This window comes from Olsenella sp. oral taxon 807, from assembly GCF_001189515.2.
In the GTDB taxonomy this organism is placed as follows: Bacteria; Actinomycetota; Coriobacteriia; order Coriobacteriales; family Atopobiaceae; genus Olsenella_F.
Window position 1 is genome coordinate 888,594 of the sequence record NZ_CP012069.2, and the last position, 22,555, is coordinate 911,148.

Annotated in this window: 19 protein-coding genes; 13 read left to right on the forward strand and 6 right to left on the reverse strand. The window is 60.6% G+C overall.

Annotation, left to right across the window (positions count from 1 at the left end):
* Positions 1-83: 83 nt before the first annotated feature.
* From ADJ70_RS03740 to pth2, 4 genes are all read right to left on the reverse strand, one after another.
* Positions 84-716, reverse strand: coding sequence for a hypothetical protein (locus tag ADJ70_RS03740; protein WP_050343606.1), 633 nt, complete (start codon positions 714-716; stop codon positions 84-86).
* Between the two features lie 349 nt (positions 717-1,065).
* The gene (locus tag ADJ70_RS03745; protein ID WP_050343608.1) at positions 1,066-1,491 is read right to left on the reverse strand and encodes a hypothetical protein; all 426 of its coding nucleotides are present in this window, start codon (positions 1,489-1,491) and stop codon (positions 1,066-1,068) included.
* A gap of 209 nt (positions 1,492-1,700) precedes the next feature.
* Entirely contained in the window at positions 1,701-2,468 is a 768-nt protein-coding gene (gpmA, locus tag ADJ70_RS03750; protein WP_050343610.1) for a 2,3-diphosphoglycerate-dependent phosphoglycerate mutase, read from the reverse strand.
* A gap of 224 nt (positions 2,469-2,692) precedes the next feature.
* On the reverse strand, positions 2,693-3,133 hold the full coding sequence (gene pth2, locus ADJ70_RS03755) for an aminoacyl-tRNA hydrolase (protein ID WP_050343612.1): 441 nt from the start codon (positions 3,131-3,133) through the stop codon (positions 2,693-2,695).
* Positions 3,134-3,431: 298 nt separating this feature from the next.
* Between pth2 and ADJ70_RS03760 the strand changes: the two genes are divergently transcribed.
* The 5 genes from ADJ70_RS03760 to murI all read left to right on the forward strand — a co-directional run bounded on the left by ADJ70_RS03760 (position 3,432) and on the right by murI (position 11,195).
* Positions 3,432-5,528, forward strand: coding sequence for an ATP-binding cassette domain-containing protein (locus ADJ70_RS03760; RefSeq protein WP_083443791.1), 2,097 nt, complete (start codon positions 3,432-3,434; stop codon positions 5,526-5,528).
* Positions 5,512-7,173, forward strand: a complete 1,662-nt coding sequence (locus ADJ70_RS03765) for an amino acid ABC transporter ATP-binding/permease protein (protein WP_050343614.1) — start codon at positions 5,512-5,514, stop codon at positions 7,171-7,173. The genes ADJ70_RS03760 and ADJ70_RS03765 overlap by 17 nt, the downstream gene beginning before the upstream one ends.
* 215 nt (positions 7,174-7,388) lie before the next feature.
* The gene (locus ADJ70_RS03770) at positions 7,389-8,357 is read left to right on the forward strand and encodes a hypothetical protein (RefSeq protein ID WP_050343616.1); all 969 of its coding nucleotides are present in this window, start codon (positions 7,389-7,391) and stop codon (positions 8,355-8,357) included.
* Between the two features lie 222 nt (positions 8,358-8,579).
* Entirely contained in the window at positions 8,580-10,256 is a 1,677-nt protein-coding gene (locus ADJ70_RS03775) for an alpha-amylase family glycosyl hydrolase (protein ID WP_172674433.1), read from the forward strand.
* 165 nt (positions 10,257-10,421) lie between these two features.
* Positions 10,422-11,195 carry a glutamate racemase gene (gene murI / locus ADJ70_RS03780; RefSeq protein WP_050343618.1) on the forward strand — a complete coding sequence of 258 codons (774 nt, stop codon included), beginning with the start codon at positions 10,422-10,424 and terminating at the stop codon, positions 11,193-11,195.
* Positions 11,196-11,235: 40 nt separating this feature from the next.
* Here the strand turns inward: murI and ADJ70_RS03785 are convergent, their stop codons facing one another.
* Positions 11,236-12,120: a DegV family protein gene (locus ADJ70_RS03785; protein ID WP_050343620.1), complete on the reverse strand. Its 885-nt coding sequence runs from the start codon at positions 12,118-12,120 to the stop codon at positions 11,236-11,238.
* Positions 12,121-12,227: 107 nt separating this feature from the next.
* Here ADJ70_RS03785 and ADJ70_RS03790 point away from each other — a divergent pair, with 107 nt between their 5' ends.
* From ADJ70_RS03790 to rpsJ, 6 genes are all read left to right on the forward strand, one after another.
* Positions 12,228-13,529 carry an O-acetylhomoserine aminocarboxypropyltransferase/cysteine synthase family protein gene (locus ADJ70_RS03790; protein ID WP_371256161.1) on the forward strand — a complete coding sequence of 434 codons (1,302 nt, stop codon included), beginning with the start codon at positions 12,228-12,230 and terminating at the stop codon, positions 13,527-13,529.
* Positions 13,530-13,555: 26 nt separating this feature from the next.
* Positions 13,556-13,933 (forward strand): metalloregulator ArsR/SmtB family transcription factor, encoded by a 378-nt coding sequence (locus ADJ70_RS03795; RefSeq protein ID WP_050344756.1) that lies wholly within the window; start codon positions 13,556-13,558, stop codon positions 13,931-13,933.
* A gap of 236 nt (positions 13,934-14,169) precedes the next feature.
* Complete coding sequence (rpsL, locus tag ADJ70_RS03800; RefSeq protein ID WP_050343624.1) at positions 14,170-14,544, forward strand: 30S ribosomal protein S12; 375 nt, start codon at positions 14,170-14,172, stop codon at positions 14,542-14,544.
* 48 nt (positions 14,545-14,592) lie between these two features.
* Positions 14,593-15,063, forward strand: a complete 471-nt coding sequence (gene rpsG, locus ADJ70_RS03805; RefSeq protein ID WP_050343626.1) for a 30S ribosomal protein S7 — start codon at positions 14,593-14,595, stop codon at positions 15,061-15,063.
* Between the two features lie 23 nt (positions 15,064-15,086).
* Positions 15,087-17,183 carry an elongation factor G gene (gene fusA / locus ADJ70_RS03810; protein ID WP_050343628.1) on the forward strand — a complete coding sequence of 699 codons (2,097 nt, stop codon included), beginning with the start codon at positions 15,087-15,089 and terminating at the stop codon, positions 17,181-17,183.
* 79 nt (positions 17,184-17,262) lie between these two features.
* Entirely contained in the window at positions 17,263-17,571 is a 309-nt protein-coding gene (gene rpsJ / locus ADJ70_RS03815; RefSeq protein ID WP_050344757.1) for a 30S ribosomal protein S10, read from the forward strand.
* Positions 17,572-17,664: 93 nt separating this feature from the next.
* On the opposite strand, the gene ADJ70_RS03820 is transcribed toward rpsJ, so the two are convergent.
* Positions 17,665-18,660, reverse strand: a complete 996-nt coding sequence (locus tag ADJ70_RS03820; protein ID WP_050343630.1) for a glycosyltransferase family 2 protein — start codon at positions 18,658-18,660, stop codon at positions 17,665-17,667.
* Positions 18,661-18,827: 167 nt separating this feature from the next.
* Between ADJ70_RS03820 and ADJ70_RS03825 the strand changes: the two genes are divergently transcribed.
* Both ADJ70_RS03825 and ADJ70_RS03830 read left to right on the forward strand, forming a co-directional pair.
* Positions 18,828-19,778, forward strand: a complete 951-nt coding sequence (locus tag ADJ70_RS03825) for a ChbG/HpnK family deacetylase (RefSeq protein WP_050343632.1) — start codon at positions 18,828-18,830, stop codon at positions 19,776-19,778.
* The gene (locus ADJ70_RS03830; protein ID WP_050343635.1) at positions 19,775-22,531 is read left to right on the forward strand and encodes a YfhO family protein; all 2,757 of its coding nucleotides are present in this window, start codon (positions 19,775-19,777) and stop codon (positions 22,529-22,531) included. Before ADJ70_RS03825 ends, ADJ70_RS03830 begins: the two co-directional genes overlap by 4 nt.
* Positions 22,532-22,555 lie beyond the last annotated feature (24 nt).

Sequence of the window (22,555 nt, forward strand, 5' to 3'; positions counted from 1 at the left end):
TTTCTCGGTGCCCCAGAATCTGCGGGGCATCGAGGAGGGAGTGCGTCAGCCCGGCAAGGCGAAAGGAGCTCTGCTCGGCTGTCCTACCAACCAAGCCTGCTGCCATTGATGCCTTCCCAGTTGCCGTTCATACCACCTGTCTCGTATGCCCCGCCTGCAGCCGCACCCTTGCGCAGCCGGATGGCACCAAGCAGGAAAAGGACGGACATGAAGAGGTCTATGGCATTTCCCAAAGGAAAGCCGAAGGATGTATCCACGATCAGATGATAGCAGTCCTGTGCGGTGAACATGGCGTCGACCACGCTCAGGAAGATGCCCATCAGAAGGATGCGACGAGTGTCCGAGAGGCCGTAGTGGGTGCTCGCCTGATGGCCGATGATGCCAATCAGGAGGCGCACGATCATGTACATGTATTTGAACGGCGTTTGCGGCATCCCCAACGACAGAGCAAGGACAAGATCGAGCACGGACCATGCCATCAGGGCGATTGACGTCCTGCGCAGCAGGCGACGATCATCCTTCTCCGGCGTAACAGCTGTGCCAAGGGTATCTATGTAGTGCTGGTTCGTCTGGATGACCCCATACACATAGAGGATGGACAGGACAAGAACAATGAGGTTGCCCACGTTCAGCTGAGGTAAGCGTGCGACAAACAGCATGGCAGGCATGGCCACAGAGACGATACCTAGGACGAGGGCGGGGGGTGTTCGGGCCATCATGCTTTCCCGCACGATAGCCGACGATGCCCGTAACGACTTCAAACGCAGCAAGGGCGAGCGTAGAAAGCGGGATAGACGTTCGACCATGCAGGGAGTCAACGGCCTGTTGGTATACCTGTGGGTGCAGCGAGCTGTTCTGTAGTATCGCGCTTGTGCAGACCATGCTCACGAGGCCTATGCCCCAAAATATGCTCAATGCGAGCGATACCCGTCGCAGCAGCGCGCTTCCCTCGCCCTGCATGAAGACCCCATCTCCATAGTCTATCACTAGGCCATCCTCCTCTGCGAGGCCATGTGACGCTGAGGGTCCCCATGGCCATCTGTCCTTGGTCATGAGCTACTTGCGCTACCAGCCGCCAGCCCGGTATCCGTTGTTTTGCCTCGTCTCGTAGACGCCATAGACGTAAAGTGCGGCGAGAAAGGCGAAGAAGAAGGTAAGGATGGTAAAATCAGAGAGCAGTGACAAGAGGCGTATGACCAAGAATATCCTACCAAGGACAAACGCGAGGGTGTTCTCACCGTTACGCTGCCCCGCGCGGTAACCGACCACGCCCACAAAGATCTGAAACAGGTAATCGAGGTACAGGATACCCGCGTTTTTCTGCATGAACCTGACGTAGTCCACTGTGTCCGAGCCAAAGTCGGCGCGGTACTGCTCCACACTCTGTCCCAAGGAGCTTAACCACATCAGCATGATGATGCACAGAACGCAGATCACCATCCAGATCACCGATACGATGCGCAGCAGCGAGCTGCCCTCCCGATATCCCATGATGCCATCTCCCCACGACACGATGTCCAGGAGGCCCTGGGCGACTTCGCAATTGCTCACCCCATGTGAGTAAGTCCGATGCGGCATTCTAGCAAATTACGAGGCGTCATTCAAGCCTACGCAGCGCGCCTGGTCCCATATGAGGGACCAGGCGCTTTAGTGCCGCCGATCGGATGCCAACGGACAGCAATCTCAGGCCAGACTGGTGGCTACTTCTTCACCTTGCCCTGGTTGGCGACGGCCTCGATCTTCTTTGCGATGGTCTCGGGATCGCCGATGTAGTGCTTGTCGGTGATGTTCCAGTCGCTATCGAAGGTATAGGAGCAGGGTACGCCGGTGGGGATGTTGACCTTCAGGATCTCGTCGGGCGTGAGGTGCTCGAACTCCATCACGAGCGCGCGCAGGCTGTTGCCATGAGCGGCGATGAGAACGCGCTTTTTGGCCTCGAGCTCGGGCTTGATGTGCTGCTCGAAGTAGGGCCAGGCACGGGCGATGGTGTCCTTGAGGCACTCGGTGTAGGGGAGGTCCTCCTGCGGCACCTCGCGAAACTGTGCCTGGATGTGGGGATCGCGCTTGTCGCCTGGCTTGAGTGCGGGAGGCTGGACGTCAAAGGAGCGACGCCAGATGAGGACCTGGTCCTCGCCGTGCTCAGCAGCTGCGTCGGCCTTGTTGAGGCCCTGCAGGGCCCCGTAGTGGCGCTCATTGAGGCGCCAGGTCTTGTGGACGGGAAGCCAGGCGCGGTCAAGCTCGTCGAGCACGATGTCAAGGGTGTGAATGGCACGCTTTAGCAGCGATGTGTAGCATACGTCGAAGTCGAAGCCTGCCTCGCGAAGCGCCTTGCCGCCTGCGGCCGCCTCCTCGCGGCCCGTATCGGTGAGGTCGACGTCAGTCCAGCCAGTGAAGAGGTTCTTGAGGTTCCACTCGCTCTCGCCGTGGCGTACGATCACCAGCTGCATGCGCCCATCATTCTCGGCCATGATGGCTCCTTTCTTCTTGGAACGTGCGTCTCTCGTTCCATATGCTCGGGCCTCCGCCCCCATGGCGGCCGTCACCCGAAGACCATCCCTATTACAGCACCTTTTTGGGTGCCCGTCGGCGAGAGAACCGCGAGTTGCGCCATCGGTCGGCGACGTGACGATGCCTCGTGCGATGGGACCAGGATGCAGTTTCGCAGAGCCTCTTTAGGTTTCGCAGAGCCTCTTTAGTATAGCGGGAGCTCGCCAGTGATGGGGTCGATCTCATCGGCGTGCAGAGGTTCGAAGGCTAGGCAGGTATGTGTGGGCTTACCGTGGAACTCCGTGAGGCCCGCGTCGCGGATGAGCGCGACGATGAAGTTGCGCTCGCGTCCCTGTGCCGCGATGTCGAGCAGCTCATCCTCGGAGTCCACGTAGACGCAGACCTTGGCGACGCCGGCGTCGAACCAGTCGGAAAGTGCCGTCGGTATCCCGTTTTCGTCGTCGAGGTAGACTCGACTGCCGTCCGGTGCCACGCGCAGCTGGTCTTGGCGCCCCTCCCGGACGAGTGCCGCTAGGGTTGCCTCGACGCAGGCGTGTCCCGCCTGGGCTGCGACTTTTCCCTTGCGCATCTTGAGGTCGCGTCTCATGACGATCAGCTGCTTTGCCTTGTAGGACAAGTTTGGCATGAAGACTCCTATCCCCGCGTCGGCTTCCTTTGGGCTGGGTGGCTCCCGGCGTGAGTGGATCGCCCAGTCTCGACTCCAGGCTACACGCCTGACCTGCGTGACTATAGACCGTCACACAAGCTTGCGTACCTGATCCCTCTAGAAAATCACTCGCTTTTGCGAGAGGATAGCCGTGTCGGGTCCCATCATTCTACATAATTTGCTATCCTATGAGGGCAAACGAGTAAACGAGTGCATGTTGGTAACGTTTGGCGACGGACGGTGCCGCGTTGGCAGCGCGAGGTGTGGTGGGGCTCACATGATAAGAAAAAGGCTGTTCGAGCTTGTGCCGGGGGCGCCGTGGCATGTGTTTCTGACGGTCGCTCTGCGGTGGTTGGGACTCGTCTCGAACATCGCCTTCGTGTGGGTGGTGTGCTCGACGCTCACACTCGCTCTGGAGGGCGCCTTGGATGTTGGCGGCATGCGGCGGGCGCTCGTAGTCGGCCTTGTCGTGCTTGCGCTCAAGGCCATCTCTACCAAGCTGGCATCACGCGAGAGCTTTGCTGCCGCCGTAGACGTCAAGCGCGTGCTGCGCCACAGGATCTACGAGAAGCTTTTGCGCTTGGGTCCAAGCTACAGCAAGAGGGTCCCCACGGCCGAGGTCGTGCAACTTTCCGTCGAGGGCTGCGAGCAGCTCGAGACCTACTTTGGCCAGTACCTGCCTCAGCTCTTCAGCGCAATCCTCGCACCGATCACCCTGTTTGTCGCTCTCTTCCTCATGGCACCCGCAGCCTGGCCCGCAGCGCTCGTGCTTCTTGTCTTCGTGCCGCTCATTCCCTTGGTCATCGTCTTGGTGCGGCGGACGGCCAAGGGTGTGTTGTCCTCCTACTGGGATGAGTACACGAGTCTTGGAGACTCATTCCTTGAGAGTCTCCAGGGACTCACGACCCTCAAGATCTACCAGGCGGACAAGGCCCGACACGAGGTCATGGACGAGGAGGCGGAGCGTTTCCGAGCCGCCACGATGAGGGTTCTGCGCACCCAGCTCAACTCCATCGTGTTCATGGATGTCGGAGCCTTTGGCGGGGCTGCGGCAGGTATGGGCATGGCGCTGTGGCTTCTCTCGGTGGGATCTATCGACTTCACGGAGGCCCTGTTGGTGGCCTTGCTCTCGGTCGACTTCTTCCGTCCCCTGCGACGTTTGGGCTCATACTTCCATGTCGCCATGAGCGGCATGGCGGCATCCGACAGGATCTTCAACTTGCTCGACCTCGAGGAGCCCACCGAGGGTGGCACCCAGGTCCCGGCGCAGGGGGATCACCTGCTCATGAGTCACCTGAGCTTCTCATGGGACGGCGGGCGCGAGGTGCTGCACGACGTCTCGGTCGACATCCCCTCCGTCGGGCTCACCGCCATCGTTGGCGAGTCAGGATCGGGCAAGTCAACGATAGCCGCGCTTCTGGCAGGGCGCGCGGAGGGTTATGGGGGCAAGCTCCTTCTTGGTGGCAGACCGCTCGCGCACTTCGATCGCAGGGCCCTCGCACGTTACGTGACGACGGTGCCTGCGGCAAGTTACCTCTTTGCGGGTACTGTCAAAGATAACCTCCTGATGGGGCATCCCCGCGCCTCTGAGGAGGATATGTGGTCGGTTCTTGAGGGCGTTGACCTTGCGGCCTTCCTACGCGCGCAGGATGGTCTGGACACCAGGATCGAGAAGAGGGGAGAGAACCTCTCCGGTGGCCAGAGGCAGCGTCTGGCCCTGGCTCGAGCCTTCCTGCACAACTCACCCGTTTATATCCTGGACGAGGCTACGAGCAACATCGACGTCGAGAGCGAGAAGGCGATCATGACGGCCGTGCGCGGAATCGCTCGCTACAAGGCCGTGATCTTGATCAGTCATCGCCTGGCAAATGTCACGGCAGCTCGTAGGATCTATGTGCTCGAGCACGGCCGGGTGGTCGGCGAGGGTGATCACGCGCGACTCCTGCTTGAAAACACGACCTATCGACGACTTTGGGAGGGTCAGCAGGCGCTCGAGGCCTTTGAGCCCACCACGCTTGACGCGCCCTTTGATGACGAGATCGAGGATGATGAGCAAGTCTCAGAGGGTGTGGACGCTGCAGAGGAGGGCGGTATGGGTGGGACGGCCGATACCGGTGGTGCTGGGGACGCGAGCTCTGACGCCCCTAGCGGCACAGGTGACGCTGACGCCCTTAGCGACACTGACGATGCAGGTACCGAGCCCGTCGCAAAGGACGCTGCAGACGAGACTCCCACAGCAGAGGTGAGCGCCGCACCTACCGAAACCGAGGTGGTTGACATGCCTGAGCCTGCTGAGGCCGATGCCAAAGACGTACCCGTCACGTCCATTGCCGATAGCAATGCGAGGGAGGCCGATGATGCAAAGCCGGAGTAACGCCCGTGTCATGTGGCGCATGCTGGGGCTTGTCAGACCACTTTCGGGCTTCATGGTCATCTCGGTCCTCTGTGGCGTTGCGGGCTTCTGCTGCGCCACCTTTTTGCCGGTGCTTGCGGTTTGGGAGGCCTGCTCCATCGTGCTTCACCAGGAACCGCCCCTCTCGCTTGGCGTCTGCCTCGGCACGTTGGCGCTGATGGCCCTGCTACGCGGCATCTTGCGTTATGCAGAGCAAATCTGTAACCATTACATCGCCTTTAAGCTGCTCGCCCACATCAGAAGCGAGATCTTCGCCAGTCTACGTCGCCTGGCTCCCGCACGGCTGTCGGGTGTTGACCGGGGTAGCCTTATCTCCACGCTGACCTCTGACATAGAGCTACTCGAGGTCTTCTTCGCACATACGATCTCACCCGTCTGTATCGCGGTGCTCATGCTGGTGGTCATGGTGGCTTTCACGGGGAGCTTTGCGTGGCAGCTTGGCTTGGTCATGCTCGTCGCCCAGCTCGTTGTGGGTGCCGTGGTGCCCATCATGGTTTATCGCGTCTCCGGAAATGGTGGGCGGGTGGTACGGGACCGAGCTGCAGGTCTCTCGACTTTCGTGCTCGATGGCTTGCGCGGTCTCACTGAGGTTCTGCAGTTTGATGTTGGCGCGTCACGCCTCAGGACGCTCGACGAGCGGTCGCGCAGACTTGCTGGGGCGCAGCGTGCCCTATCGGCTGTAGGTTCGACCGGCTCCGCTGCCGCAGATGCAGCCATAGCCGCCTTCTCGCTCGCAGAACTCTTGGTCGGTGTGAATCTTTATATGGCGGGTGTCGTCGATGCGAGTGCGGTGGCCATCTCTGCCGCCGCCATGCTCGGCTCGTTTGGTCCGGCTGTGGCGCTCGCCAGTCTCGGTTCGACCCTGCAGGGTACCCTTGCTGCGGCACATCGCGTCATTGACGTGCTTGAGGAGGAGCCTGTGGTTGAGGAGGTCAGTGAGGGGGACACGATTTCCTTTGGTGGTGCCGCAGCCAAGAACGCGTCGTTCTCGTATGGTCGCAAGAGGGTCCTTGATAATGTTACGGTCGAGATACCCAAGGGCTCCATCGTGGGCATCTCGGGCAAGAGTGGATCGGGCAAGTCAACGCTCTGCCGCCTGATGATGCGCTTTTGGGATGTTGACCGGGGCCAGATCTCCATCAGTGACCAGCGTATCGATACCATCCGTACGGACAACCTGCGCGATATGGAAGCGCTCGTGGAGCAGGACACCTATCTCTTTCACCAGAGCATCAGAGACAATCTACTCATTGCCAAGCCTCATGCCATCCAGTCGGAACTCGATGCCGCCTGTCGCGCAGCGTCGGTCTATGACTTCATCATGGGCTTGCCGGAGGGGTATGACGCCGAGGTCGGGGAGCTTGGAGACACCCTATCGGGAGGTGAGCGCCAACGTCTGGGATTGGCTCGTGCCTTCCTGCACGATGCACCGTTACTGATCTTGGACGAGCCCACGAGCAATCTCGACTCGCTCAATGAGGGTATCATCCTGTGTAGTCTCGACAGGCAGCGTCGTAAGCGTACCGTACTGCTCGTGAGCCATCGGGCGAGCACCATGGCCGTGGCTGACAGGGTCTTTTCCATGGACAGCGGTCGTGTGAGCTAGTCTTGAGGTGGTGTTCCTGCAAGGGGTGAGCGCTCATGGGTGACAGTTGCCGGTAGCGAGGAAGTGCTTGTTCGGTCGAGCGAGATTTTTGGCCTGTGTGGTGGTGTATGATCGTCCTTGTTTACGGGAGTGTTTTCCTTGGCAGATCGGGCTATGACGCGGCGGGCGCCTGTGCTGTTGTACGCGAGGGCTTGGCGCGAGTGGGAGGTGTGGCTATGGCGACGCGGCTCATGGATGATGACGCGCGGTATGGTGACGGGATGGATGGTGTGTTTCCTGACAGGGCCGCGCAGTTTATGGAAGGCGGGGGGCTGTACAGTGGCGAGGGAATAGACGGCCTGTTCCCCGACAGGTCGGCGCATTTCGTGGATGATCCGGTAGGTGACCCTTTGGGCGGCATGTTCTCGGCTGGGTCCGCGCAGCCGATGGGCGCCGCCGCACCATATGGCACCAAGGTGGACAGCGTGTTTCCGGATAGGGCCACGCAGTCCATGGGAGGGGGCAGGAAGGCGACGGCATGGCCGTTCGTGTGGAAGTACAGCGATGGGGCAAAGGGGTCGCAGGTGTTCATACCGACCCTCCTGTTTGGGGTGGTGGGGAGTTTGGTCGTGGCGTTTCCGGGTTTTGCGCTTCTGACCAATCTCTCGGAGGGTGTGTGGCGCGAGGGTTCCTCCCTCGGCGGGCTGGCGACATGGATATTGCTGGTCACTACCGTCGTTGCTGCGGCCGCTCCCGCCATTGCCGCCGTGCACGTTATCTCGGCGGCCTCCGTCGAGTACGCGCGCGACTCATGGGGAAGGATGTGGGTTTCCGACTGGTCGAGGGGTCTGATAGCGGGAGGACCGGGTACGGCGGTCTCGATTGCCGCAGCTATCGTTGCGTGCCTTGGTGGCATCGGTCCCCTCTCCTCGCTTGGCGGGCTTGGCGATATGTACGAGGCTCTCAGAAAGTTCGAGGTGGGCGAGGACTTCGAGCGGGCGGTCACGAATGGGTATGCCAATCGTCTCGCGCAGCGGATTGTCTCTGTCCAGTCATATGCCGCGGGGCCCTTCACCACGAGGGTGAGTTGCACGGTGGAACCTTACGGCGGTGGTCAGCCCAAGCGCAGGAGGCTCTTCATCTCCCGTTCATGCAAGGGACTCGACGAGCTCATGTGTGAGGTAGACACCCTGATCCAAGAGTAGGGGTGTCCCCCACAGGTTGTGCGGGAGTCTTTGGGCTGCCCACACGCCTCAAAGTCTGGACCAGCGGCCACAATTGTCTCCTAAAGTAGTAGTTGTCCTTCGAACGTTCTCCAAAATCTCGTTTACATCTGATATACGCTGTGCTATACCTATTAATGTCGGAAATAACCGATATTAATAAGTTGTATGTTCAAAGTGTGCAGATCGTATCGGGAGGCGGTCATGGTTCAGGAAAACTCATCCAACGCAATGCAGGGGATCGGCGCAAGCCTCAAGTCATGGCGGGCCATGGGTGGCCTCACGGCCGACGAGCTCGCCCAGTCCGTGGGGGTGTCTCGCGACACCATCTCGCGCGTGGAGCGCGGAGACGCGAGCGTGGGCGTCGGCACGGTGCTGGACATCTGCGGGGAGTTTGGCCTGCTCGGCAAGGTGAGGGCTGCCTTTGACCCTGCAAACAGCGAGCTTGGCAAGATCGGTCTCTCGCGTGGCGTTCCCAAGCGCGTCCGCAAGGCACAGGACGCCTCGCCAGAGGAATGGCGAAACAACATGAACTGGTACGAGAGTTCCTTCGTCTATCAGATCTATCCTCTGGGGTTGTGTGGCGCCCCCTGGTCCAACGATGGCTCGACGCAAGGGGCGACCAATGACGACGATCACCGCCTGCTCAGGCTCGTGAACGACGGATGGGTCGAGCACGTCTCTAGGCTCGGTGCCACCTGCGTGATGCTCAACCCCGTCTTCGAGAGCGATGCCCACGGCTATGACACGCGCGACTACACGCGCGTGGACGCTCGCCTGGGCACGAACGATGATCTCAAGACCGTCGTGGACGCCTTTCACGAGGCGGGCATCCGTGTGATGTTCGACGGTGTGTTCAACCACGTGGGACGCGGCTTCTGGGCGTTCCAGGACGTCATCGCAAAGCGTGCCGACAGCCATTATGCCGGCTGGTTCAACATCGACTGGAACGGTAACTCATCCTATGAGGACGGCTTCGGCTACGAGACCTGGGGGGGCGTTCCCTATCTCGTGAAGCTGAATCACAACAACCTCGACCTCAACGATTACCTGGCCGGCGTCATTCGCGGCTGGGAGAGCGAGTTCGACATCGACGGCTTGCGCCTTGACGTCGCCTACTGCCTTGACCCGGGCTACCTCGGGTACCTGCGGCGCATCGCCAACGAGCTTACCGAGAAGCGCGACGAGAAGTTCATCCTCGTCGGCGAGACGATGTTTGGCGACTATAACCGCTGGATGAATGACGATGCCTGTGACTCCGCCTACAACTATGAGGCCTACAAGGGACTCTGGTCAAGCATGAACTCCGCCAACATGCACGAGATAGCCTATACGCTCGAGCGCCAGAGCGGTGATAAGCCCTGGGATCTCTACACGGGCAAGCACCTGCTCACCTTCGTTGACAACCACGACGTGCCGAGAATCGCGACCCAACTCACTGACAAGCATCAGCTCGGCTGCCTCTACGGCCTCCTGTTTGGCATGTGCGGTGTGCCCTGCGTCTACTATGGTAGCGAGTGGGGTATCGAGGGTGCCCAGAGCTTCGGCGACCACGAGCTGCGCCCCGCGCTCGACGCACCCCAGTGGAGTGAGCTCACGGACCTCATCGCCAGCTTTGCGGCCGCGCGGCTCCAAAGCGAGGCGCTCTGCATGGGTGACTACCACGAGCTGCAATGCCAGCCTCAGCAGTTGGTGTTCCAGCGCAGCTGCGCAGGCCAGCGCGTGATCGTGGCCGTCAACGCCGCTTCCCAACCCACGACCCTGCACTTCGACGCGGGCTGCGGTCGGGCGGTTGACCTCGTCACGGGCGAGGACCATGACTTTGGCGCGGGCTCCGAGGTGGGGGCATACTCCTGCCACTACTGGCTCTGTGAGAGGTAGGGGACACCGCTGTTCGTGTTCTCTGTGCGGCACGGGCGTCCACGATGTTCGGGGTCGTCAGTGTACCCTCTCGAGAGGACCGGGGATTTCCCCGGTCCTCCCACTTGCGAAGGGGTATGCTGCTCTTTGGGACGAGCGAGTCATGTCACGAAGGGAGGGTCATCCATGGCGGGCGGGAAGGGATTCGTCGCGGTGTTCGATTCAGGCCTTGGCGGCATCAGTGTGCTGCGCCGACTGGTGGACGTCCTGCCCCATGAGGACTTCGTCTATGTGGGTGACTCCGCTCACAATCCTTACGGCGAGAGGAGTCCAAGCCAGATCCTGAGCCTCTCTCGTCAGATAGTGGGCGAACTGGTCCGCGAAGGCGCAAAGGCCGTTGTGATCGCCTGCAACACTGCGACGAGCGTCGCTGCGGCGACCCTTCGCAGGGAGCTGTCCACCATTCCCATAGTGGGCGTCGAGCCTGCGCTCAAGCCAGCGACAGAACACGATCCCCACAGACGCATCCTCGTGATGGCGACGCCCGTTACCCTGCGCCTTGACAAGTACCAGCAGCTCGCCAAGGCCTATGGCTCTGACTCCGAGGTGATCTCCGTCCCCTGCGCGGGCCTGGCCAAGCGTATTGAGCAGGGAGGGCTCGATGAGGCGGACCTGCGCGAGATGATCTCATCCTTGGTGGGAAGGTATCGGGGTACCGTCGACTCGGTGGTTCTTGGCTGCACGCACTACCCCTTCGTCGCCCGCCAGATCCGCGAGGTCGTTGGGGACGTCCCCTTCTTCGATGGGGCGAACGGTGTCACGCATAGGCTCAAGAGCCTTCTTTCGAAGGATCACGCCCTCGCAAAAGATGACGCCGCAGGATCTGTGACCCTGCGCTCGAGCCTTAACGATCCAAAGGTGCTCGAGCGCTACCGACGCTTTCTCAAGATGGAGCTGTAACCGTCGGCTCACGATGAGGCGCATCGGATACGTGCTGCCACTACGTTCTGGACGCTCCCCAAAAGAAGAGGGCGACAGTGCCGGGTCCTGTGTGACAGCCTATGGTCGCGCCGACGTCAAAGTGATGTACGGGTCCGTCAAGTTTGGGAAACTGCGCCTCGATCATGTCGGAGACCGCACGCGCGTCATCCAGGCAGTCGGCGTTGCAGATGAAGACCTTGCCTGCGTAGTCATCGCCGTCCCGTGCGAGCTGGTGCATGAGTGCGACGACGCGCCTCTCGGCCTTGGCCTTGGTGCGGATCTTCTCCTTGACGGCGAGGGTGCCGTCGGCCTCGACGTTCATCACGGGACAGATCTTAAGCATGCCGCCCACAACGCCCGCCACCTTCGAGATGCGTCCCCCACGCACGAAAAAGCTGAGATCAGACGAGAAAAACCAGTGCTGCACCTCGAGCCGGTGTATCGTGGCCCACGACGCCAGGTCATCTAGGCCCATGCCAGCACTCCTGAGCTGGGCCATCCTGTCTACGAGGAGCCCGTAGCCCGACGAGGCGCAGAGCGAGTCAATAACGATCAGCCTGCGTTCGGGAAACACCCGCCTGAGCGCGTCTCGTGCGGCGCAGGCGGAGCCATACGTTCCCGAGATGCCCGACGACAGGGTCACATGCAGCACGTCTTGGCCCGCCTCAAGCAGCGGCGCCCAGAACTCCATGTACTCACCGATGCTGACCTGGGAGGTCTTTACCGTGGCACCCTTGAGCATGCGCGCATAGAGCTCCTTGGGCGCATGCGTCTTGCCAAAATCGTCCTTGCACGGGATGCCGTCGAGCTCGTAGTTGAAGAACACGTATCTGACACCAATCCCATCGAGCCAGGACGGAGTGAGATCTGCGGTGGAACAGCAGGTAAGGGCATAGGTAAGCATGCATTTCCCCTTTGGGTCGAACAAGCCGATGTTTCTTTTCTCCACTACTATAGGACTTTGGGGTGATAATCTGCTGTGAGATACGAGGCGAGGAAGAGGAGCTGATGATGGAGAAGCGTATCGGAGGACTGGGACAGAGCATCGAGACCCGCTGCGTGCAGGCAGGCTACACGCCCAAGAATGGTGAGCCGCGGCAGCTGCCCATTGTGCAGTCCACGACCTTCAAATATGACAGTTCGGACGCCATGGGGCGGCTTTTCGATCTTGAGGAATCGGGTTATTTCTACACGCGCCTGCAGAACCCCACCAACGATCACGTCGCGGCAAAGATCGCGGCACTCGAAGGAGGGTCTGCGGCCATGCTCACGAGCTCTGGCCAGGCCGCCAACTTCTTTGCCGTGTTCAACGTCTGCGAGTGCGGTGACCATATGGTGGCAAGCTCTACGATATATGGCGGTACGTTCAACCTGCTCGCACACACCCTGCGCAAGATGGGTATTGAGTGCAGCTTCGTTTCGCCCTTCTGTAGTGAGGATGAGCTGGAAGCAGCCTTCAGGCCCAACACCACATGTGTTCTTGGTGAGACCATCGCGAACCCCGCACTCACAGTCCTCGACATCGAGCGCTTCGCTGCAGCTGCCCACGCTCACGGCGTGCCCCTGATCGTTGACAACACGTTCCCAACGCCCATCAACTGCCGTCCCATCGAGTGGGGCGCTGACATCGTGACCCACTCCACGACCAAGTACATGGATGGCCACGGGGCAGCGGTGGGAGGCGCGATCGTGGACTCCGGCAACTTTGACTGGATGGCGCACGCCGAGCGCTTTCCTGGACTTACCATGCCGGATGAGTCCTACCACGGCATCGTCTACGCAGAGCGCTTTGGCAAGGCCAAGGCCTTCATCACCAAGGCGACCGCGCAGCTCATGCGTGACTTTGGCTCCATCCAGAGTCCGCAGAATGCCTTCCTTTTGAACCTTGGCCTAGAGTCGCTTCACGTGCGCATGCCACAGCACTGCCAGAGCGCCAGGGCGCTCGCCGAGTTGCTCGCAGAAAGCAACAAGGTCCTTGCCGTCAGCTACCCCGACCTTTCGGGTGACGAGTCGCATGAGCTTGCCCAGAAGTACCTGCCGCAGGGCTCCTGCGGTGTTGTGAGCCTTGAGGTCGCGGGTGGCCGTGCGGCGGCGGAGCGCTTCCTGGCGGCCCTTCGGGTGTTTGCGATCGAGACGCACGTTGCCGACGCCCGCAGCTGTTGCTTGCACCCCGCGAGCTCGACGCATCGCCAGATGAGCGACGACGAGCTCGCGGCGGCGGGTATCTCGCCCGCGACAGTGCGCATGAGCTGCGGGCTCGAGGGCACCGCCGACCTCGTGGCCGACGTCGAGCAAGCGCTTGCCGCCATCTAGCGATGCCGGTCGCAAGGGACACGAGCGTGCCCGATGTGAGAAAAGACGAGAGAGGCGCCAGGCAGGATACGATTGACTCGAGGCAACTTCGGGGCTATCTCGTAGACGATGACATCGTCTACGGCGCCACGCAGATCTTCGACGCGCTCTCGGACTCAACACGCTTCCAAATCTTGGGAGTGCTCGTCCAGGGGGAGAGGAGCGTCTCCGACCTGCAGGAGGTAGGCAAGGTCTCGCAGTCCGCGATCTCCCACCAGCTCAGGCTCCTCCGTGACCGGGGTCTGGTGACGGCCAGGCGTGAGGGGCAGCGCGTCTTCTACTCCCTGTCAGATGAGCACGTCGCTGACCTCATATCAATTGGCCTCTCGCATGCCGCAGAGCTGGTCACGTCTCAGAAAGACTAGGGGTGGGCCGCTTCGTGTGTGCATGTCATGGAATACTGGCAAAGGTCAGCTGCGTCAGCAGCCATGGTGTTTTGACATATGCCTTAAGGCAGTGTAAAGTTAGAGTTTGTGCAGGGCTCGCTATGGGTCGTGCACATCCGCACGTGTGACGATCCAGGGGGACGGTGCTGCGCCCTCCTTGACACATAGGTGCTCGCGCACCGTCATCCCAACGTTCTCAGCTAAGGAGAGAAGCTTTGCCTACAATCAATCAGCTCATTCGCCAGGGTCGCGTGTCGCACAAGGCCAAGTCCAAGAACGCCGCGCTGCAGCACAATCCCCAGAAGCGCGGCGTCTGCACCCGCGTCTTCACCACCACACCCAAGAAGCCCAACTCGGCGCTACGCAAGGTTGCCCGCGTGCGCCTCGTCAACGGCCTCGAGGTCACGGCCTACATTCCCGGCGAGGGCCATAACCTTCAGGAGCACTCCATCGTGCTCATCCGCGGTGGCCGCGTCCGTGACCTTCCCGGCGTGCGCTACAAGATCGTTCGCGGCGCCTATGACTGCGCTGCTGTCCAGGACCGCAAGAAGGCCCGTTCCCGCTACGGCGCCAAGCGCCCCAAGGAGTAGGGGACCGCGCTCCATCTGACATCGCAACCAGTTCTGAGGAGATACACTATGCCGCGTCGTGCAGCAGCTATCCGTCGGGAGGTCACTCCCGACGCTATCTACAACAACCGCCTTGTGACCCAGCTCATCAACAAGGTCCTTCTCGATGGCAAGAAAGCCACCGCCGAGCGCATCGTCTACGGGGCCTTCAAGCTCGTCCAACAGAAGACCGAGCAAGATCCCCTGTCCGTCTTCAAGAAAGCTATGGACAACGTCCGACCTACGCTCGAGGTCAAGCCCAAGCGCGTCGGCGGTGCCACCTATCAGGTGCCTATGGAGGTCAACTCCCGTCGCGCCACCACCCTTGCCATCCGTTGGATGGTCAACTTCTCACGTGATCGCAAGGAGAAGACCATGATCGAGCGCCTCGCCAACGAGATCATGGACGCCGCCAACGGCGTCGGCGCGTCTGTCAAGCGTCGCGAGGACCTCTACAAGATGGCTGAGGCCAATCGTGCCTTCTCTCACTACCGCTTCTAGCCAAACATCAGGAGTAGGGATACATGGCTAAGATCAAGTACGACCTCAAGGACCTCCGTAATATCGGCATCATGGCCCATATCGATGCGGGCAAGACTACCACGACGGAGCGCATCCTCTACTACACCGGCAAGACTCACAAGATAGGTGAGGTCCACGATGGGGCAGCGACCATGGACTGGATGGTCCAGGAGCAGGAGCGTGGCGTGACCATCACGTCGGCCGCCACCACCTGTTTCTGGAAGGACCATGTCATCCAGATCATCGACACGCCGGGCCACGTTGACTTCACCGCAGAGGTCGAGCGCTCCCTGCGCGTGCTCGACGGAGCCGTCGCGGTCTTCGACGCCGTCGCGGGGGTTCAGCCCCAGTCCGAGACCGTCTGGCGTCAGGCGACCAAGTACAATGTCCCCCGCATCGCCTTCATCAACAAGTACGACCGCGTGGGCGCAGACTTCTTCCACGCCATCGAGACCATGAAGGAACGTCTGGGTGCCGTTGCTGTCGCCGCGCAGATACCGATGGGTGCGGAGTCCAACTTCTGGGGTCTCATTGACCTCGTCTCAAACACTGCCTGGGACTTCAAAGAGGACGCCAAGGGCATGATCTATCCCGAGCCCATGGACGCGATTCCCGACGAATTCGTGGAGCTTGCCCAAGAGAAGCGAGACGAGCTGCTTGACGCTGCCTCGAACTTCGACGACAGCCTCATGGAGAAGATCCTCATGGAAGAGGAGATACCCCAAGACGATCTTAAGGCGGCCATCCGCACAGGTGTGCTCACCGGCGAGCTCAACCCCGTCTTCGTTGGCTCAGCCTACAAGAACAAGGGTATCCAGGAGCTGCTCGACGCGGTCGTTGACTACCTGCCGAGCCCGCTTGACGTGCCAGAGATCGATGGCACCAACCCCAAGGGCCAGCCCGAGCTGCGCCATGCGGACATAAAGGAGCCCTTTAGTGCCCTTGCGTTCAAGATCATGACTGACCCCTTCGTCGGTAAGCTCACCTATATCCGCATCTATTCCGGTCAGGCCGAGGCAGGCTCCTATGTCTACAACTCGGTTAAGGGCGAGCGCGAACGCTTGGGGCGTATCCTCGAGATGAACGCAAACGAACGGGTGGACCGTGAAGAGTGCTCGGCCGGTGACATCGTTGCCTGCGTTGGCCTCAAGAACACCACCACCGGTGATACCCTCTGCGATGAGAAGCATCCCATCGTGCTTGAGTCCATCAGCTTCGCCGATCCTGTCATCGATGTCGCCGTCGAGCCCAAGACCAAGGCCGAACAGGAGAAGATGTCCGTCGGTCTCGCGAAGCTCGCCGAGGAGGACCCGACCTTCCAGGTTCGTACCGACCACGAGACAGGTCAGACCATCATCGCCGGCATGGGCGAGCTGCACCTCGAGATCATCGTCGATCGCCTGCGCCGCGAGTTCAAGGTCGACGCGAATGTCGGCAAGCCGCAGGTCGCCTACCGTGAGACCGCAGGCAAGGCTGTGAGCCACGTCCAAGGCAAATTCGTGCGCCAGTCCGGCGGTCGCGGCCAGTACGGTGACGCCATCATCGACATGGAGCCCATGGAGCCCGGTTTTGGCTACGAGTTTGTGGACGCCACCGTCGGGGGCTCGGTTCCCAAGGAGTACGTCCCTTCGGTGGACAAGGGCATACGGGAGGCTCTGCAGTCCGGCGTCATCGCAGGCTACCCGACGCAGGACATCAAGGTCACGCTCGTCGACGGTTCCTACCACGAGGTCGACTCCTCCGAGGCCGCCTTCAAGATCGCGGGTTCCATGGCGATCAAGAAGGCGCTCGAGCAGTCTGGTCCCGTGCTGCTCGAACCTATCGAGAAGGTCGAGGTCGAGACCCCCGAGCAGTACATGGGCGACGTCATGGGCAATCTCTCGGGTCGCCGCGGCAAGATCGAGGGCATAGAGGACCGCACGAACACCAAGGTTATTCACGCCAAGGTTCCCCTCGGCGAGATGTTTGGCTATGCGACCGACCTTCGCTCGCAGACTCAGGGTCGTGCGAGCTACACTATGCAGTTTGACTCCTACGAGTCCGTCCCCAAGAACATCCGTGACGAGATCGTCTCCAAAAACGGCGGAAGCGCCACATAACTGACCAGCCAGGGCCACCGCCATTATCCGGGCGGGTGGCCGACAGAGGAGCTTCACGCTCATGATGGAGGTAAGCATCGTGCTCAACCAGAAGATCAGGATACGCCTGAAGGGCTATGACCACGAGATCGTGGACCAGTCCGCAAAGCTCATCGTGGACACCGCGCAGAAGACAGGAGCTCGCGTCGCTGGTCCCATCCCCTTGCCCACGAGGCGTAATGTCTATACTGTCATCCGTTCGCCCCATAAGGACAAGGACTCGCGCGAGGAGTTCGAGATGCGCACGCACAAGCGCCTCATCGACATCGTAGACCCCAGTCCGTCGACCGTTGACTCGCTCATGCGCCTCGACCTGCCCGCTGGGGTCGATATTGAGATTAAGCTGTAGGTCTCGACCGCATTCTTTGTGCTGCACGCCCCCTCGTACCACTGATCTTTGGGACGAGGGGGCGTGCCTTCGTATCTTTGTACGCGTGGCTGCCTAGTGTTCGCTGCCTGCTGTGGCGTTGGTCGTCACACCCCACTCGCTTGCCCTGCCCTCGTCCATGCGCCTGATCTGCCGGGCGATGTAAATCGGGCGATGCTTGCCCTCCATGTAGATGTGGGAGAGGTATTCGCCGATGATGCCGAGCGACAGCAGGATGAGACCTCCTACGATGAGGAGGAGCGAGACGATCGTGGGGTAGCCTGCTGGCGTGTTGTGCAGGACCATCGCGTCGATGAAGACGAAGATGATGTATACGAAGCCAATAAGGGCGAACAGTGCACCGACGTAAGCCGAGAAGAGCAGGGGCACCGAGGAGAATGCCACGAAGCCTGTCGTCGCGTAGTGCAAAAGAGAGCCGAGCGACCACTTGCTGTGGCCGGCGTATCGCTCGTCCGGCTCGTACTCAAAGGGACGTGTCCTGAAGCCTACCCATGAGAAGAGCCCCTTGGTGAAGCGGCTGTACTCGGGCATTGCAAGCAGTGCCTCTGCGACGCAGCGCTTGAAGACACGAAAGTCAGACGCGTCGGGCTCAAGCCTTGTCTCGGAGATGCTGTTGAATGCTCCGTAGAAGCAGCTGCTCAGTTTCGCGCGGAGGCCGCCTTTGCGCCTTGATTGATAGGCGGCGACAACGTCGCACTCATCTTGGTGTGCTATGAGCAGGTCGTACATCGCAAGCAGAGTCTTGGGGCTCTGCTGGAGGTCTGCGTCCATGAAGGCAAGGTAGTCTCCTGTGGCCTGCTGCAGGCCGGCTAGCATCGAGGGCTCCTTACCGAAGTTGCGCGAGAGCGTGATGACCACCGTGTGGGCCATGCGCCCGTCTGCCTGGACTGCCTCGAGCGCGTGGGAGGTGTCGTCGGTGGAGCCGTCGTTCACGAAGACGAGCTCGAGGCAAAGCCCCTCACGCGATGTGAAGGTGCGCGCCAGCTCCTCGCAGAGGCTAGGAAGCGAGCCTGCCTCGTTCTTGCAGGGAATGATCACGGACAGGTCCATATGTGCTGCGTCCTTGTCTTTGGCTGTGTTGTCCTCACTGCGTTGGACGGGGAGTCCATCGCAGTGTTCTCTTATTGTGTCCAATGATATCGATACTCTGGACCCGTGTGGCAAAGTCATTATCATTTGATAACGTACAGTCTGGCCTCCACCGTTGGGGGATGTGAGTGAACGTTTTTTTTCATGCAGATGACTTTGGCATCAACCTAGGGCAATCACAGAGGATCTTGGAGTGCGCCGAGCGAGGCGTCCTGAACTCGCTCTCCATCATGGCGAACAGCCCGCACTTCGAAGCGTGTGCACGACTCTTGGACGTCGCTCCGCACCATCTCAAGCGAGCCGTTCATGTGAACCTCGTCGAGGGATCCTGCTGCGTCGAGCCCGCCTCCATCCCACTTCTGGCGGGTGAGGATGGCGTCTTCAACCGCAGCTTCGTCGGCCTGCTACGTATGTCGTTGGGCAGGGACCACGGTGAGCTTCGTCGTCAGGTGGCGCTCGAGGCTGCAGCCCAGATTTCCAAGGTCACGGACCGCTTCCCCGCGCTTGCGCAGGGGTTGCGCGTGGACGGCCACCAGCACTTCCAGCTCATCCCCGCCGTGTTCGAGGGCATCCTCGACGCGATCTGGAAAGGCGGCTACGCCCTCGAGTACCTGCGCGTGCCCGTAGAGCCCGTGCGGGCGTTTATGAGGCGTGACGTCCTCTTCTCCATACGACCCGTAAACTGGATCAAGCGCCTGGTCCTCGGCTGGTGCTGGGGCCGTGACAGGCGTCTTGCGCGGTCCCTCGTCGGCAGTGGCCGCCCCTGCTCCTGTGATGGCCGCTCGGCCCTGTTCTGTGGTGTGCTCTTCTCAGGCGAGATGAGCGCGGAGCGCGTCTGTGCGGTCTTTCCGGCCTACGCAAGCTTGGCCAGGCACAGGGGCTTGGATATCGAGCTGCTCTTCCATCCAGGTGGTGAGCCTGATGCCGCGAGCTGCCTGAACCCCAAGATGGAGGACTTCGTGGCGTTCTACCAGTCTTCGGGCAGAGAGGTGGAGCATGATGCGCTCATGGGCCTGCACCTCGACCCGTCCGGTCCCGACGGGCTTCCCACGCTGCACTTCGAGGGGAGTTGTGCATGAGGGTTGCTCGATGCTTGGCAAAAGGCCCGCTCGCGCATGGGCGCCTCGAGTACGCACTGGCTCTTCTCGTTCCGCTTGCCACGCTCAGCGTCACCTTTGCCCTGAGAGGGGTCTATCCCTTTGGAGATCTCAGCGTTTGTGTCTATGACATGGACCTCCAGTATCTGAGTCTCTTCTCATGGCTCGGCAAGGTCATGCACGGTCAGGACTCGCTGCTCTATTCGTTTTCCCAGGGCATCGGAGGCAATGGGCTCGCACTCTTCGCATACTACCTCTCGAGTCCGCTCAATATCTTGATGTATGTGTTCGACCCTACGCAAAGTGCCGCCTTTCTGAGCCTCATGGTGTTGATCAAGGTGTCGCTTGCGGGACTTACCTGCTATGTCTTTTTGCGCAAGCGCTACGGGGCGGGTGCGATGAGCTTGGTTCTCTCGACCGCCTATGCCCTCTGCGGCTATGCCATCGGCCAAGCAAGTAATATCATGTGGCTCGATGGCTTCTACATGCTGCCGCTCGTCACGCTGGGCGTATGGCGGCTTGTCCATGACAGGAGCAGTACGCTGCTCTTCTGCACGGTGCTCTATGCCACGCTTGCCAACTGGTACTCAAGTTACATCGATTGCGTCTTCTCCTTGGTCTATCTCATCGCTTGTCTCGTTGCCAAAAGGGACGGGCATCCTCGCGAGTTGGCGTTGCGCTATGCTGCGACGATGGTCCTCGCTCTTGGGGCTAGTGCGGTGCTCTTTCTCCCCTCTGCGCTCAATCTTTTGGCGGGCGCTGAGAGCGGCTTTGGACTAAAGGTTCTTATTAACCCGAAGCCGATCACCATGCCGCTGCACCTTCCTGCCTTCTTTGGCATTGGAACCAAGGCGGAGACGGGTGAGTCTATCGTCCCCTACCTCTTCACCAGTGCGCTCGCTCTCGTCCTTGCGCTCCTCGCCCTCGTAAGGTCGGGCCTCTCCCGGCGCAGGAGGTTGGCGCTGATTATCCTCGTGGCTGCTCCCCTGCTCGGCTGCATGCTCAAGGGTCCCATGACCATCTGGAGCTGTCTGCGCTATGCGAGCTCGTTTTTTTTCAGGCACTCCTACACTGTCTCGTTTGCGCTCGTCATCTGTGCGCGTGAGGGCTATGCGGGTCTTCGTGAGCTGCCCCGGCAACAGAGGGTGCGCTTGCTCGGCGCCATCTCTGTCGCCCTCGCCATCTGCATAGAGCTCTCACAGCTTCTGGTGGACGCCAAGGGCAGTTCTGTGCCGGGCATGCCCGCGCGTGTGGTTGAGGTGACCTGCCTGCTCGTTCTGCCCGCGCTCGTGGAATTTCTTGTAGGGGCTCGCGAGCCGGCCGCTGAGGAGCGAATCTCGCTGGAGGAAGAAGCCGCATCCCCTTTTCATGTGCGAGGGGTGATCCGGGTGAGGAGTGTGTCTTTTGCCGCGGCGCTGTGTGTGCTCGTCGCCATCGAGGGCGGTTACAATGCCTGGTTGCTTGAGTCTCGTTTCTCCAATGCTGTGAGCATGTATGCTGGATATCTGGATGATATTGGGTTCACCTACGAGCAGATCAAGGCAGACGCCCGATCCAGCGACAAGGCAGATGCCGACGCACTCCTTGTGGGCCAGGCTAGAATCGGCTATAAGGGCGATCGTGCTCATGGCGCTCCGACGACCTGCGAGGGTTTCGTCACGGGTACCCAGCAGATGAGCGAGTACACTTCGGTCGTACGTGGTACGACGGAGACGTTCATGCAGGCGCTGGGCTACACGAACAGCTGCGAGGACATCTTCGGCTACAGCTACAATAGTCCGATGCTGCTCACAGATACCCTGCTGGGCATGGATTACGTGATCAACGATGAGGCAGTGCCGGGATCGAGGGCTAACGCCATCGCGACGCACCATGGCTTTTCTGCCTACCGCTACCAAGATCTCCTGCCTGCTGCCTACGGCCTCTCTGTGACCGCAAGAGGCACGGTCGCATGGGGTTCCCATGCTCTGAGAAACCAGGAGGCGCTCTTTGCAGATGCTACGGGTGTCGGTGGTGCCTACATTGCCGCTCAGGTGGCTGACGTCGCAGCAGATCCTTCTGTAAAGTTGCGCACGCTTTCGATCACCTGCAAGGGGGATGGCCCCCTCTACCTCTACTTCCCTGGGCTCAGCGCCCAGACGCGCATTGGCTCCAGCTATACCAGGTACACCCTGACAGCCAACGGCAGGGCCCTGCAGGATGTGGGGGGGCGCTTCGGAATGAACATCGTATACGCCGGGACCTACTCCAAGGGCGATGAGGTTACACTGACCGTTATGGATATCACGGCCCAGACGGTCGACAGGCGTTTTCCTGCCGCCACGGACTCACAGGGCTCAGAGCTGCTCTGGACGAGTCGCTTAAACGAGCTCCTCGAGGCAGGAACGCTCGATATGGATGCATATGCGACGGGCGTCTCGGCACTTGATAGTGGCCTCAGGAGCGCGCGCTTTTGCGGCAATAAGGCGTCCATTGACTTTTACGCCTCGCGTGACGAGACCCTCTTCCTACGGATTGGCTATGATACGGGCTGGTCGGCCACCGTTGACGGCGAGCCGGCGACGCTCAGGCAGCTCTACACCGCCTTCCTAGGCCTAAGCGTGGGCGCAGGGTCGCACCACATCGAACTGAGCTTCGAGCCACCAGGTCTTACGCTGGGTGTTGTCGTGAGTATCGTCAGCATCCTCGCCTTCGTGGTCTGGCGCGCCGCAGCGCACCGCGGGGATGTGCAATGAGCCATGCTCGGTTCTGATGGCGTG